Source organism: Micromonospora noduli, from assembly GCF_003264365.1.
Classification (GTDB): Bacteria; Actinomycetota; Actinomycetes; order Mycobacteriales; family Micromonosporaceae; genus Micromonospora; species Micromonospora noduli.
Genome location: NZ_PYAK01000011.1, coordinates 141529 through 155977 on the forward strand (window position 1 = coordinate 141529; position 14449 = coordinate 155977).

A 14449-nucleotide genomic window follows, 5' to 3' on the forward strand; every position below is an offset into this window, starting at 1 on the left:
CCGGGTGAGCCCGTCGGCCGGTGCGGCCCGGCCGGGATTAGTCCAGCCACCACCGGTGCATGTCCAGCAGCGGCGGGGTGAAGCGGGCCACCAGCACCAGCAGGCCTCCGACCGCGCCGGCCAGCAGCAGTGACCGGGTCGCCCGGGGCAGGGCCTCGCGCTCCCTGGCGACCAGCGCCACCGCGACGATCGCCAACGGCAGCGCGAGTACCGCACCCGTCAGGTAGAGCACCCCGACCACGGCATAGAGCCAGAGGAACGGGTTCAGCCCACTCATCCCGAACGGGAGGATGTCCTTCGGGTCGTACGCGCCGGTCAACATCTCGGCCGGGCCGACGCCGGCGCTCGTCATCCGACCGACGTAGAGCAGCAGCACGGTGAGGAAGGCGCCGATGGTCGCGAACTGCGCGACGATCAGGGCCCGGACCGCCGGCCGGGAGTACGACGTGACCTGCGCGGCGCTCGTCATGGCCGTCAATCTACCGAGCGGGCCCGAGATTCGGGGGCCGCGCCGCGGTCAGGTCGCGTCGTTGCGGAGCACAAGGACGGCGATGTCGTCCCGGGGTGGCTCGACCGAGAAGTTGATCGCCGCGGCGCGCAGCCGGGCGGCCACCACGTCGGCCGAATATCCGGCCAGGGGCGCGGCGGCGTCCCGCAGTCGGTCGGTGCCGAACAGCTCCCGGCCACGCCGCCGCTCGGTGACGCCATCGGTGTAGAAGATCAGCGAATCGCCCGGCGCGAGCGTGATCTTCGCCGTCGGTGAGGTGATCGTGTCGAGCAGGCCGAGCGCGGTGCCGCCGGTGCCGACGAACCCGGCGCCGCCCGCCGCGGCCAGCAGCACCGGCCGGTCGTGCCCGGCGAGGTGCAGCGAGACGTCCAACTTGTCACCCTCGCCCTGCCCGACCGCTGCCAGCGCCAGCGTGCAGTAGCGACCGCTACCGCGCTCGACAAGTGTCTCGTTGAGTCGCGCCAGCGCCTCCGGTAACGGTTTGCCGTCGCCGACCAGCACCCGGATGACGTCCCGGACCAGCCCGGTCACCGCGGCGGCCTGGACACCCTTGCCCGAGACGTCACCGATCACCACCAGCCAGCGCCCGTCGGGCAGCGGCACCACGTCGTAGAAGTCGCCGCCCACCTCGGCGTCGTCGCCGGTCGGGACGTACTCGGCGGCGAAACCGATCCCGTCCACCAGCGGGAGCACCGGCGGCAGCAGAGACTGCTGGAGCGTCTGCGCCACCCGACGGCGTTCGGCGTGGATGCGGGCGTTCTCGATGGCCAGCGCGGCCCGTCGGGCCACGTCCTCCAACACGGCCACCTCGTCCGGGTCGTGTCGGTGCCGCTGGTGCCGCCCCACCGCCAGGGTCCCGAGCCGCTGCCCGCGGGCGATCAGCGGGACGGCGAAACCCTCCATCGGCCCGCCCAGGGGGATCTGCGCCGCGCTGCGGGACGCCTCGCGGAGGCGGGCCTGGATCGAGTCCGGCCCGGTCTCCGCCAGCACCTTGTGCAACTGCGGAAGCATTGACTCGTCGGCGTGGCTGGCCGCCGCCAGCCGGAGCCGACCCCACTCGTCGGTGGTGTGCACAGCGCACCACTGGCCGAGTCGCGGCACCACCAACTGCGGCACCAGCGCCATGGTCAGGTCGACGTCCAACGACTGGGCCAGCAGTTCGCTCGCCTCGGCCAGGAACGTCAGCCACACCTGCCGGCGGACGTCGGCCCGGCGCAGCCGGTCGTTCTCCAGGTGCAGCGACAGCCGCTCGGCGGTGAGCACCGCCAACGGTTGGGCGTACGCCGAGGGCGCGGCGTCCAACTCCAACTCCCCGGCGTACGGGCGGTGCACCGTCAGTGGCACCCGGAGCAGGTCGATGCCGGGGCGGGGCGGCCGACCGAAGCGGGCCAGCACCTGACTGCCCTGCCCGTCGCCACGGTCCAGACGGATCGTGCCGCCGGCTGCGCCCACCATCTCGGCGACCCGGCTGAGCAGGCTGGTGGCGAAGTCGGGCAACGGGTCGTCCCCGTACAGGTCGGGGGCGGTCTGCATGAGTTCGCTCATCGCGCTGGCGCTCGGCGCGGACCCGTCGGCGCTCGTCCGAGGGCCGGCGTTGGCCGGTGTCGATTCGCCGATGGTCCCGCTGGAGGGCTGGTCGGCGCCGGGGCGGTCCAGCCGGAACCAGACGCCCTTCCCGGTGGGCAGGTACGTGGTGCCCCAGCGGCTGGCGAAGTGGTCGACCAGCAACAGGCCCCGGCCCCGCACGGAGACCTCGTTGATCTCGGTGGAGTCGTTGCGGTCGCCGACGGTCAGCTCGTCGCCGGAACCGGGGGCGAAGTCGGAGACGGTGACGGTCAGCCCGATCTCGTCCGCGACGACCTCGATGTCCAGTTCGGTGCGGGCGTGCTCGACGGCGTTGGTGGTCAGCTCGGTGGTGAGCAGCAGCGCCTCGTTGGCCAGCTCGTCCAGGTGTGACTCGGTCAACACCGAGCGGACCACGGCGCGGGCGGCGGCCGGCGTACGGCGGTCGGCGGGCAGCCGCACACGCCGGACGGCCCCGTCCCGGGCCCCGGCCGTCGCGGGCCCCGCCTCGGCTGACACCCCCGTATCCTCCACCGTCCCCCTGCCGGGTGCCAAGCCGATCACCGATCGCGGGCTGTCGCGTCGGTCAGCGGCACCGGCGGCAGGGAGCGGGTTGACGCGTCGAAACGACCGGTCCGGGAGCCCGGCGAGGTTTGCGACGCGCCGTGCCGGCTCGACGCCGATCGGGCGGGTCTACGGGGCGATCGATGCCACCTGGCGGGTCGCGCACCCTGGCACCACGGCGCGCGCGGGCACAATATGGGGTGCCGGTGTGTCCGCACGGACCGGCGCCCCCGAGTTGAGCGAGGAATGATGACCACGTCGAAGCAGTCGGTGGCGGATCCGTCCGCGTCCGACCACGAGGCGCTCCTCGGTGAGTTGGCCGAGGCACTGCGACGGATCGGGCGCGGCGACCTGAAGGTTCGGCTTCCCCGCCGAGCCGGCGCGGCCGGCGAGGTGGCGGACGCGTTCAACGAGGTGGTCTCGCTCCAGGAGCGGCAGTACCTGGACCTGCGACGGATCAGCCGGATCGTCGGTCGCGACGGCCGGCTCACCGAGCGGCTCGACGACGAGGGGCTGGACGGCTCCTGGGCGGAGGGGCAGCGGGCGATCAACTCGCTGATCGACGACCTGGGTCGACCGACCACCGAGATCGCCCGGGTGATCGTGGCCGTCGCCGACGGTGACCTGTCCCAGCACATGGCGTTGGAGATCGACGGTCGGCCGCTGCGCGGTGAGTACCTGCGCATCGGGCGCACAGTGAACACGATGGTGGACCAGCTGTCGTCGTTCGCCGACGAGGTGACCCGGGTGGCCCGTGAGGTGGGCACCGAGGGCAAGTTGGGTGGCCAGGCCGACGTGCGGGGCGTCGCCGGCACCTGGAAGGACCTCACCGACTCGGTGAACACCATGGCGTCGAACCTGACCGGCCAGGTGCGGTCGATCTCGCAGGTGGCGACGGCGGTGGCCAAGGGCGACCTGTCGCAGAAGATCACTGTCGGCGCGCGTGGCGAGGTGGCCGAGCTGGCCGCGACGATGAACTACCTCACCGACACGCTGCGGCTCTTCGCCGAGCAGGTGACCCGGGTGGCCCGTGAGGTGGGCACCGAGGGCAAGTTGGGCGGCCAGGCCGAGGTGCCGAACGTGGCCGGCACCTGGAAGGACCTGACCGACAGCGTCAACTCGATGGCGTCGAACCTGACCGCCCAGGTCCGTAACATCGCGCAGGTCTCCACGGCGGTCGCGCGCGGCGACCTGTCACAGAAGATCACTGTGGCGGCGCAGGGCGAGATCCTGGAGCTGAAGGACACCGTCAACACGATGGTGGACCAGCTGTCGTCGTTCGCCGACGAGGTGACCCGGGTGGCCCGTGAGGTGGGCATCGAGGGCAAGTTGGGCGGTCAGGCCCAGGTGCGCGGCGTCTCCGGCACCTGGCGGGACCTCACCGAGAACGTCAACCAGTTGGCCGGCAACCTGACCAGCCAGGTCCGCAACATCTCCCAGGTCTCCACCGCAGTGGCGAAGGGCGACCTGTCGCAGAAGATCACGGTGGACGCCCAGGGCGAGATCCTGGAGCTGAAGAACACCGTCAACACCATGGTCGACCAGCTGTCGTCGTTCGCCGACGAGGTGACCCGGGTGGCCCGTGAGGTGGGCACCGAGGGCAACCTGGGCGGTCAGGCGCAGGTGAAGGGGGTTTCCGGCACCTGGCGGGACCTGACCGACAACGTGAACTCGATGGCGTCGAACCTGACCAGCCAGGTCCGCAACATCGCCTCGGTGACCACCGCCGTGGCGAAGGGTGACCTGTCGCAGAAGATCACGGTGGATGCGCGGGGCGAGATCCTGGAGCTGAAGTCGACTGTCAACACGATGGTCGACCAGCTGTCGTCGTTCGCCGACGAGGTGACCCGGGTCGCGCGTGAGGTGGGCACCGAGGGCAAGTTGGGCGGTCAGGCGCAGGTGCGTGGGGTCGCCGGCACCTGGCGGGACCTGACCGACAACGTGAACTCGATGGCGTCGAACCTGACCGCCCAGGTCCGCAACATCGCCCAGGTCTCCACGGCGGTGGCCAAGGGTGATCTGTCGCAGAAGATCACGGTGGATGCGCGGGGTGAGATCCTTGAGCTGAAGTCGACTGTCAACACGATGGTCGACCAGCTGTCGTCGTTCGCCGACGAGGTGACCCGGGTGGCCCGTGAGGTGGGCACCGAGGGCAAGCTCGGCGGTCAGGCGCAGGTGAAGGGGGTTTCCGGCACCTGGCGGGACCTGACCGACAACGTGAACTCGATGGCGTCGAACTTGACCAGCCAGGTCCGCAACATCGCCTCGGTGACCACCGCCGTGGCCAAGGGTGACCTGTCGCAGAAGATCACCGTGGACGCCCAGGGCGAGATCCTGGAGCTGAAGTCGACTGTCAACACCATGGTCGACCAGCTGTCGTCGTTCGCCGACGAGGTGACCCGGGTGGCCCGCGAGGTCGGTATCGAGGGCAAGCTCGGCGGTCAGGCGCAGGTGAAGGGTGTTTCCGGCACCTGGCGCGACCTCACCGAGAACGTCAACCAGCTCGCCTCGACGCTGACCACGCAGTTGCGGGCCATCGCCCAGGTGTCCACGTCGGTGACCCGCGGCGACCTGACCCAGCGGATCGCGGTCAAGGCGCAGGGCGAGGTCGCCGAGCTGAAGGACAACATCAACCAGATGATCGTCACCCTCCGGGAGACGACCAAGAAGAACGCCGAGCAGGGCTGGCTGGACTCCAACCTCGCCCGGATCGGCGGCCTGTTGCAGGGCCAGCGCGACCTCGGCGAGGTCTGCCGCATGATCATGACCGAGGTGACTCCGCTGGTCGACGCCCAGCTCGGCGCCTTCTTCTTGGCCGACGACGCCGACGGCAGCATGCGGCTCCGGCTGACCTCCTCGTACGGGTACGTGGCGCGGGGGCACGACGTCACCTTCGGGCCGGGTGAGGGGCTGGTCGGGCAGACCGCGCTCTCCCGTCGCACGATCCGGGTCAGCGCCTCCCCGAACAGCCGGCTCACCCTGCGCTCCGGCCTGGCCGAGACACCCCCGTCCGACCTGGTGGTGCTCCCGGTCCTGTTCGAGGGCGAGCTGCTCGGGGTGATCGAGTTCGCCAGCGTGTCGGCCTTCTCCGAGCTGCACCTGTCGTTCCTGGAGCGGTTGGTGCTGACCATCGGCATCGCTGTCAACACCATCCAGGCCAACCGGCGTACGGAGGAGCTGCTGGCCCAGTCGCAGCGGCTGGCGCACGAGATGCAGGAGCAGTCGGCGGAGTTGCAGCGCACCAACGCCGAGCTGGAGGAGAAGGCCACTCTGCTGTCCGAGCAGAAGGGCAACATCGAGACGAAGAACCGGGAGATCGAGCTGGCCCGGCTGGGCCTGGAGGAGAAGGCGCAGCAGCTGACCCGGGCGTCGGCGTACAAGTCGGAGTTCCTGGCCAACATGAGCCACGAGCTGCGGACCCCGCTGAACTCGTTGCTGCTGCTGGCCCGTCTGCTGGCCGAGAACTCGGAGCAGAACCTCAGCCCGAAGCAGATCGAGTTCGCCCGGACCATCCACGGGTCCGGCTCCGACCTGCTGCGTCTGATCGACGACATCCTCGACCTGTCCAAGATCGAGGCGGGTCGGATGGACGTCGAGCCGACCGAGATCCGCTTCACCGAGCTACGCGGCTACGTCGAGCAGGCGTTCGCGCCGCAGGCCGAGGAGAAGAACCTGGACTTCCAGGTACGGGTGAGCAAGGATCTGCCGCCGGCGTTGGTGACCGACGCGCAGCGGTTGCAGCAGATCCTGCGCAACCTGCTGTCGAACGCGGTGAAGTTCACCGACAACGGTGCGGTGACGCTGCGGATCGCCCCGGCCGCGGAGAACGCGGTCTTCGACGTGCCGGCGCTGACGAACGCCCAGCAGGTGATCGCGTTCACCGTGATCGACACCGGGATCGGCATCTCCGACGACAAGCTGTCGATCATCTTCGAGGCGTTCCAGCAGGCCGACGGCACCACCAGTCGCCGGTACGGGGGCACCGGCCTGGGCCTGTCGATCAGCCGCGATCTGGCCCGACTGATCGGCGGCACCATCACCGTCTCGTCCGCGCCCGGTCAGGGCTCGACCTTCACCCTGTTCGTGCCGCAGGTGCTGGCCCCGGACGCAGTGGTCGCACCGCAGGCTCCGTCGCCGCAGCGCGCCGGGCTGCCGTCGTCGCTGCTGATGCCGCCGCTGGAACTGCTGCCGGAACGGCCGGAGGCACCGGCCACCCGTCAACTGGACGGCGCCACGGTGCTGATCGTGGACGACGACGTCCGCAACGTCTTCGCCTTGACCAGTGCGTTGGAGCTGCACGGGATGACCGTGCTGTACTCGGACAACGGGGCGGACGGTGTCCGTCTGCTGGCCGAGCATCCGGAGGTGGACATCGTGCTGATGGACGCCATGATGCCTGACCAGGACGGTTACGAGACCACCCGCCAGATTCGCCGCAACCATCGGTTCGCCGACCTTCCGGTGGTCTTCCTGACCGCGAAGGCGATGCCGGGTGACCGTGAGTCGGCGCTTGCTGCCGGGGGCAGCGACTACATCACCAAGCCGGTCGACCTGGACGACCTGATCGAACTGATGTCGTCCTGGATCAACGGCAGCCGGACCGAGGAGACTTCGTGACCCAGATGGCCAAAGCGCTGCTCGTGGACGACCGCCGGCAGAACCTGACGGCCCTGGAGGCGATCCTTCAGGGCCTGCCGGTCCAGTCCGTGGCGGTGGAGAGCGGTGAGGCGGCGCTCAAGCAGTTGCTGGTGGACGACTTCGCGGTGATCCTGTTGGACGCGCAGATGCCGGACATGGACGGCTTCGAGACGGCGAGCCACATCAAGCGCCGCGAGCGGACGCGGCACGTGCCGATCATCTTCCTCACCGCCGCCGACCGGGACGCCCAGCTCGCCCTTCGGGGTTACCAGGTGGGCGCTGTTGACTACCTCACCAAGCCGTTCGACCCGTGGGTGCTCCGGGCGAAGGTGTCGGTCTTCGTCGAGCTGTGGGTGAAGACCCGGCAGCTCGCCACCCAGTCGGATCTGGTCCGGGAGCGCGACACGCAGTGGCGGCGGCTCACCGACGCGGTCGACGAGGCGACCGCCCAGCTCCGCTCGGACGACCCGGAGGTCCGCGACCGGGCGGTACGGCTGCTCGAACAGGCCCGCTGGGGCAACACCGCCTGACGCGGCGGGGCGGCTCAGCCGGTGGGCTGGTCGTTGCGGATCATCAGGGCGCTGCGCAGGCCGGTGATGTCCAGTACGCGGATCAGGAAGTCGCCCACGTGCGTCAGCATCAGCAGGCTCTGCGCGTGGCTGGCCTTGCGGCTGAGCACGACCAGGGTGCCCAGGCCCTGCGAGTCGCAGAAGGTGACGCCGCCGAGGTCGAGCACGATCTTCGGCGGGGGGTCGGCCAGCACCTCGTTGACGACCGTGGAGAGCTGGGCCGCCGTGAGCATGTCGATCTCACCGGCCAGGCGCAAGACTGCTTCGTCGCCCGTCCGGTGTAGCGTGATGGACAGTTCGGCACGATCCACCCGGTCAGCCTAGCGCGATCCGACCGACCTGGCCTGTCGAGGCCGCGAGCCGTCGCCGTCCAGGCCACGAGGCCCACCGTGTCGGCGCTGCCGACCGGCGCGGGTCACAGGTGAGCCGGGTAACCCCACCGCGGGGTGGCTGCTGGTTGACCGTCCGGCGCTGTCACAATGGCGGCATCGTGACCGACATCTTTCCCGCCGGATCCGGCCGCTACCCAGCCGACGCGCCGGCCTCCGAGGCCCTGTTCGACCGCGCCCGCGCCATCGTGCCGGGCGGGGTGAACTCCCCTGTGCGCGCCTTCCAGGCGGTCGGCGGCACCCCGCGTTTCATGGTCCGTGGCGAGGGCCCGTGGCTGTACGACGCCGACGGTCGCCGCTACGTCGACCTGGTCTGCTCCTGGGGTCCGCTGATCCTCGGGCACGCGCATCCCGAGGTGGTGGCCGCCGTGCAGGCCGCCGCCGCCAAGGGCACCAGCTTCGGCACCCCCACGCCGGGTGAGGTGGAGCTGGCCGCCGAGCTGGTCGACCGGACCCCGATGGAGCAGGTCCGCCTGGTCAACTCCGGCACCGAGGCGACCATGTCGGCGATCCGGCTGGCCCGCGGCTTCACCGGCCGCTCGAAGATCGTCAAGTTCGCCGGCTGCTACCACGGCCACGTGGACGCGCTGCTCGCCTCCGCCGGCTCCGGCGTGGCCACCCTGGGCCTGCCCGACTCGCCCGGTGTGACCGGCGCGGCGGCCAGCGAGACGATAGTGCTTCCGTACAACGACATCCGGGCCGTCGAGGAGGCGTTCGCCGCCGAGGGCCAGCACATCGCCGCGGTGATCACCGAGGCCGCTGCCGGCAACATGGGCGTGGTGGCCCCCCGCGACGGCTTCAACCAGCAGCTCGCCCGGATCGCGCACGCACACGGTGCCCTGCTCGTGGTGGACGAGGTGATGACCGGGTTCCGGGTCTCCCGGGCCGGGTGGCACGGCCTCGACGCCTCCGACGCCGACCTGTGGACGTACGGCAAGGTCATGGGTGGCGGCCTGCCCGCCGCGGCGTTCGGCGGGCGCGCGGACATCATGGCGCGGCTCGCGCCGGCCGGCCCGGTCTACCAGGCCGGCACCCTCTCCGGTAACCCGCTCGCCTGCGCCGCCGGCCTGGCGACCCTGCGGCTCGCCGACGATGCGCTGTACCAGCGCCTCGATCAGACGGCCGCCGTCGTGGGCAAGCTGGCATCCGACGCGTTGGCCGCCGCCGGGGTCCCGCACCGACTTTCGTACGCGGGCAGCATGTTCTCGGTCTTCTTCACCGACGCCGACGTGGTCGACTACGACAGCGCGCGCACGCAGCAGGTGCCGGCGTTCAAGGCGTTCTTCCACGCGATGCTCGCCGCCGGCGTCTACCTGCCGCCGAGCGCGTTCGAGTCGTGGTTCGTGTCGGCGGCGTTGGACGACGCCGCTCTGGAACACATCGCCGACGCGCTGCCCACGGCGGCGAACGCGGCGGCAGCGGCCGGTCACGGGGGTTGAGCGTGAGCGCGAGGAGTGAGCCGGGTTTGCGAGCCCCGCAGTCGCGAACAGAGGGAGCGCAGCCTTGAGCAAGACGGTGGTCCACGTGCTTCGGCACGGCGAGGTGTACAACCCCGACCAGATCCTCTACGGCCGGCTGCCCGGTTTCCGGCTGTCCGAGCTGGGTGTGCAGATGGCCAAGGCCGCCGCGCAGGGCCTGGCCGAGCGGGAGATCGTGCACGTGGTGGCCAGCCCGCTGGAGCGCGCCCAGCAGACCGCCGAGCCGATCGCCGCCCAGTTCGGGCTGCCGGTCGGGGTGGACGAGCGGCTGATCGAGAGCGCTAACTGGTTCGAGGGCAAGAAGGTCTCCCCGGGTGACGGGTCGTTCCGCGACCCGCGCAACTGGTGGGTGCTGCGCGACCCGGTGACCCCGTCCTGGGGTGAGGCGTACCGGGTGATCGCCGAGCGGATGTTCGCCGCCGTGCACGCCGCCCGGGTCGCCGCCGAGGGACGCGAGGCGGTGCTGGTGTCGCACCAGCTCCCGATCTGGACGCTGCGCCGTTACGTCGAGCGCAAGCGGCTCTGGCACGACCCGCGCAAGCGGCAGTGCGGGCTGGCCAGCCTCACCTCGTTCCACTTCGACGGCGCGAAGGTGGCGGGCATCGGCTACAGCGAGCCGGCCGCGCACCTGATCGCTCTCTCCGCGACCGCCCGGACGGCCAAGGGGGCCTGATGAACGCCCGGAGGTGGACCGCCGGTCTGCTCGCCACCGTCGCCGCGATGGCGCTGGTCGGCTGCACGTCGTCGAAGGCGCAGGAGAAGACCTGCACGACCACCACCGACGGGATCTTCGAGTGCGCACCGGACCAGCGCTCCGCGCCCCCGAAGGTCGCCGGTGAGCTGCTGCTCGGCGGCAGCTACGACGTCAGCGAGGCGCGCGGTCAGGTCGTGGTGGTCAACTTCTGGGGTTCCTGGTGCGCGCCCTGCCGCGCCGAGGCGGACGACCTGGAAGCCGTCTACCAGGCCACCAAGGGCTCCGGGGTGAACTTCCTCGGCATCAACGTCCAGGATTCGCGGGACAAGGCCAAGGCGTTCGAGAAGGGCCGGGTCACCTATCCGAGCCTGTTCGACCCGTCCAGCAAGACGGCACTCGCGCTGGACATCCCGCCGAACAGCGTGCCGGCGACGGTGGTGCTCGACCGGGACGGCCGGATCGCGGCGGTGATCCGGGCCGCCGTCAAGCAGGAGGGCCTGCAACCGATCGTCGAACGGGTCGCCGCCGAGAAGCCGGCCCCGAACTGATGGGCGAGACCTTCCGGGAGTTGGCCCTCAGCGGGCCGCTGCTGCTCGCCATCGGCGCGGCGGCGCTCGCCGGCCTGGTCAGCTTCCTCTCCCCGTGCGTGCTTCCGCTCGTCCCCGGTTACCTGTCGTACGTGACCGGTCTGGCCGGCGCCGACCTGGAGGGCCGGCGGCCGGAGGCCGATCCCGCGCCGGCCAGCGGGGGTGTCGCGGTCAAGGAGCGGGTCGCGCGGGTCGGCGCGGTCAAGGGTCGGGTGCTCGCCGGGACGCTGCTCTTCATCGGCGGGTTCACAGTCGTCTTCGTGGCCACAGCGATCCTCTTCGCCAGCATCGGCCGGGTGTTCTTCGACTACGAGCGCGAGTTGCAGATCGGCGTCGGCGTGCTGATCATCGTGGCGGGGTTGAGCTACCTCGGGATGATCCCGGCCCTGCAACGGGAGTTCCGGATCTCCCGGTTGCCGTCGGCCGGGCTGCTCGGCGCACCGGTCTTCGGGGCGGTCTTCGCGCTCAGTTGGGTGCCCTGCACCGGCCCCACGCTCGGCGCGGTGATGGGCATGGCCACCGCCAGCGGCCAGAGCGACCGAGCCGTGGTGCTCGCCGTGGCGTACTGCCTCGGGTTGGGGATACCGTTCGTCGTCTTCGGGCTGGGCTTCGAACGCCTGCTCGGGGTCTTCCGCGCCGTCCGGCGCAACAGCCGCTGGGTCACCCGGGTCGGCGGCGCCCTGCTCATCCTGATCGGTCTGGCCCTGGTCACCGGCGGATGGCAGAGCTTCGTGATCTGGCTGCAGACCACCGTCGGGGTGGGCGAGGTGAGCATCTGATGACGGTCGTCGACGACCGACCGGAGACCGCGGCGCCCGCGCCACGCCGCCGGCCGAACCGGCTGCTGGCCCTGCTGCGCAATTCGTGGCGGCAGCTCACCAGCATGCGTACGGCGCTGATCCTGCTCTTCCTGCTCGCGATCGCCGCCATCCCCGGCTCGGTGCTGCCACAGCGCGGGATCAGCCCGGAAAAGGTCAACGAGTATTTCGTCGACCACCCGGACTGGGCCCCCCGACTGGACCGGATCGGCGCGTTCGAGGTCTTCGGGTCGGTCTGGTTCTCCGCGATCTACCTGCTGCTGTTCACCTCCCTGATCGGCTGCATCACGCCCCGGCTGCGCGACCACGTCCGCACGCTGCGGTCCCGGCCGCCGGCCGCGCCGAAGCGGATGGCCCGGCTGCCGCAGCACACAGTCCTGCCCGCCCCGCCCGGTGGGGCGGCGGCGATCGCGGAGGCGCTGCGCAAGCGCCGCTGGCGCGTCGAGGTGCGCGGCGACGAGGTCTCCGCCGAGAAGGGCTACCTCAAGGAGACCGGCAACCTGCTGTTCCACACCTCGCTGATCGCGGTGCTGATCGGGGTGGCGCTCGGCTCCTGGTACGGCTGGAGCGGCAACCGGCTGCTGGTGGCCGGCGCGGACAACGCGTTCTGCAACACCCGCCAGCAGTACGCCGAGGCGAAGCTCGGCCCCCAGGTGAGCAGCGCCGACCTGCCCCGCTTCTGCCTGCGGCTGGACGACTTCGAGGCCCGGTTCCTTGCCTCCGGCCAGCCGGAGTTCTTCAACGCCACGGTCACCGTCGACGGCCCGGACGAGCCGACCCGTAGCGCCGACTTCTCGGTGAACGCGCCGCTGCGCCTGAACGACGCGAGCGTCTACCTGCTCGGCCACGGGTACGCCCCGGTGATCCGCTACACCGACCGGTTCGGCAACAGCCAGATCAGTGACGAGCCGTTCCTGACCACCGGCGACATGGGCCTGACCAGCGAGGGGCTGGCGGCCTTCCCGGACGCGAACGTCGACCCGGCGACCGGCCAGCGCGCACCGGATCAGCAGATGGCTTTCACCGGCATCTACCTGCCCACCGCGCCCGAGCAGGCGCCGTTCGTCCGCTCGGAGTACCCGACCGAGCGCAACCCCGCGCTGAACCTGGTCGCCTACCGGGGCAACCTCGGCCTGGACGCCGGCATCCCCGGCTCGGTCTACCAACTCGACCAGCGGCAGGTGCGAGCCGGCAAGGTCAAGGAGGTCGGCACCAAACTGCTCCGCAAGGGCGAGACCTGGAAGCTGGACGACGGCACGACAGTCGAGTTCCTGGGCACGGAGCGGTACGTCACCCTCTCCATCCGGCACGATCCCGGCTCGACGATGCTGCTGGTCAGCTGCGGCGTCCTGCTGGTCGGGCTGATGGGTTCGCTGTTCGGGAAGCGCCGCCGGGTGTTCTTCCGGGTGGTGCCGGCCGACCCCGGGGAAGGATCTCCGACGAGCGGTAGTAGCTTGATGGAGGTCGGTGGGTTGCCGCGTACCGACTATCCAGGGTTCGCCGACGAGTTCACCCAGCTGGTCGCCGCCGTCAGCGGTGCCGAACGGGCTGGTGATGGCGCTGACTCCGCTGAGCGGGCCGGCGTGCGAGAAGGAGCCGAGTGATGTCCGCACTCTCCGACAATCTGGTGACCTTCGCGATCCTGGCGTACCTGGTCGCGATGATCGGCCACGCCGTCGAGTACGCGCTGGGCAACGTGCGTACCCGGGTCGCCACGGCGGCTCCGGTGCGCGAGTTGGTCGGTGCCGGCGGCGGTGTCGTCCCGACGCCGCCCGCGCCGGTCCCGTCGCCGCCCACTGTCGACCGTTCCGCAGGGCGGGCCCGGCTGGCGGGCCTCTTCGGGGTGGGGGCCACCGCGGTCGCCGCCGTGCTGCACCTGGCGGCGCTGGTCACCCGTGGGCTCGCCGCGGACCGGATGCCCTGGGGCAACATGTACGAGTTCGTGCTCACGGTGACGTTCATCGGGGTGGCCGCCTGGTTGGTGGTGCTCTGGAAGCGACAGTCGCTGCGCAAGCTCGGGCTGTTCCTCACCCTGGTGATGGTGCTGCTGGTCGCCACCGCCGAGCTGGTGCTGTACGTGCCGATCGTGCCGCTGGTGCCGGCGCTGAACTCGTACTGGTTCATCATCCACGTCTCGACGATCGTCTTCGCGTCCGGCATCTTCCTGCTCGGCGTGGTGCCGGCGGTCGGCTTCCTGATGCGCAACGGGTACGAGCAGGGCAAGCGGAGCTTCCCGTACACCCTGGCCAAGCGGCTGCCCGGCGCGGCCGGCCTGGAGCGGCTGACGTTCGCGCTGCACGCCTTCGCGTTCCCGATCTTCACCTTCGCGGTGATCGCCGGTGCCATCTGGGCCGAGGCGGCCTGGGGCCGGCCGTGGGGCTGGGACCCGAAGGAGACCTGGGCGTTCATCTCCTGGGTGGTGTACGCCGGCTACCTGCACGCTCGCGCGACGCCCAGCGTGAAGCGCAACGTGGCCACCTGGATCGCGGTGCTCGGCTTCCTCACCATGCTGATGAACCTGTTCGGCGTGAACATCTTCTTCACCGGCCTGCACTCGTACGGTGGGCTGGACTGACCTGTTCGATGACGCGCGGGCCGGCCACGGAATCGTCCGTGACCGGCCCGCATTGTTCTCCGTGCC

The 14449-nt window shown here is 70.7% G+C and carries 11 protein-coding genes; 8 read left to right on the plus strand and 3 right to left on the minus strand.

What is annotated here, in order from left to right; translation table 11 throughout:
- Nucleotides 1–37: 37 nt before the first annotated feature.
- Both GUI43_RS11950 and GUI43_RS11955 read right to left on the minus strand, forming a co-directional pair.
- A complete protein-coding gene (locus GUI43_RS11950; RefSeq protein WP_112586360.1) occupies nt 38–469 on the minus strand; it encodes a hypothetical protein in 432 nt (143 codons plus the stop codon).
- Between the two features lie 48 nt (nt 470–517).
- Complete coding sequence (locus GUI43_RS11955) at nt 518–2590, minus strand: SpoIIE family protein phosphatase (RefSeq protein WP_112586466.1); 2073 nt, start codon at nt 2588–2590, stop codon at nt 518–520.
- A gap of 294 nt (nt 2591–2884) precedes the next feature.
- Here GUI43_RS11955 and GUI43_RS11960 point away from each other — a divergent pair, with 294 nt between their 5' ends.
- Both GUI43_RS11960 and GUI43_RS11965 read left to right on the plus strand, forming a co-directional pair.
- Complete coding sequence (locus GUI43_RS11960; protein WP_112586464.1) at nt 2885–7252, plus strand: HAMP domain-containing protein; 4368 nt, start codon at nt 2885–2887, stop codon at nt 7250–7252.
- A complete protein-coding gene (locus GUI43_RS11965) occupies nt 7249–7803 on the plus strand; it encodes a response regulator (RefSeq protein WP_091395745.1) in 555 nt (184 codons plus the stop codon). Before GUI43_RS11960 ends, GUI43_RS11965 begins: the two co-directional genes overlap by 4 nt.
- A 14-nt stretch (nt 7804–7817) precedes the next feature.
- Here the strand turns inward: GUI43_RS11965 and GUI43_RS11970 are convergent, their stop codons facing one another.
- Complete coding sequence (locus GUI43_RS11970) at nt 7818–8153, minus strand: STAS domain-containing protein (protein WP_088951070.1); 336 nt, start codon at nt 8151–8153, stop codon at nt 7818–7820.
- Nucleotides 8154–8332: 179 nt separating this feature from the next.
- On the opposite strand from GUI43_RS11970, the gene hemL reads away from it, so the two are divergent.
- The 6 genes from hemL to ccsB all read left to right on the plus strand — a co-directional run bounded on the left by hemL (nt 8333) and on the right by ccsB (nt 14383).
- On the plus strand, nt 8333–9670 hold the full coding sequence (gene hemL, locus GUI43_RS11975) for a glutamate-1-semialdehyde 2,1-aminomutase (RefSeq protein WP_112698810.1): 1338 nt from the start codon (nt 8333–8335) through the stop codon (nt 9668–9670).
- Between the two features lie 64 nt (nt 9671–9734).
- Nucleotides 9735–10382 (plus strand): histidine phosphatase family protein, encoded by a 648-nt coding sequence (locus GUI43_RS11980; protein WP_091395739.1) that lies wholly within the window; start codon nt 9735–9737, stop codon nt 10380–10382.
- On the plus strand, nt 10382–10951 hold the full coding sequence (locus tag GUI43_RS11985) for a TlpA family protein disulfide reductase (RefSeq protein ID WP_112586364.1): 570 nt from the start codon (nt 10382–10384) through the stop codon (nt 10949–10951). The genes GUI43_RS11980 and GUI43_RS11985 overlap by 1 nt, the downstream gene beginning before the upstream one ends.
- Complete coding sequence (locus GUI43_RS11990) at nt 10951–11769, plus strand: cytochrome c biogenesis CcdA family protein (RefSeq protein ID WP_112586366.1); 819 nt, start codon at nt 10951–10953, stop codon at nt 11767–11769. Before GUI43_RS11985 ends, GUI43_RS11990 begins: the two co-directional genes overlap by 1 nt.
- On the plus strand, nt 11769–13412 hold the full coding sequence (gene resB / locus GUI43_RS11995; protein ID WP_112603227.1) for a cytochrome c biogenesis protein ResB: 1644 nt from the start codon (nt 11769–11771) through the stop codon (nt 13410–13412). The genes GUI43_RS11990 and resB overlap by 1 nt, the downstream gene beginning before the upstream one ends.
- Entirely contained in the window at nt 13412–14383 is a 972-nt protein-coding gene (ccsB, locus tag GUI43_RS12000) for a c-type cytochrome biogenesis protein CcsB (protein ID WP_112586370.1), read from the plus strand. Before resB ends, ccsB begins: the two co-directional genes overlap by 1 nt.
- Nucleotides 14384–14449 lie beyond the last annotated feature (66 nt).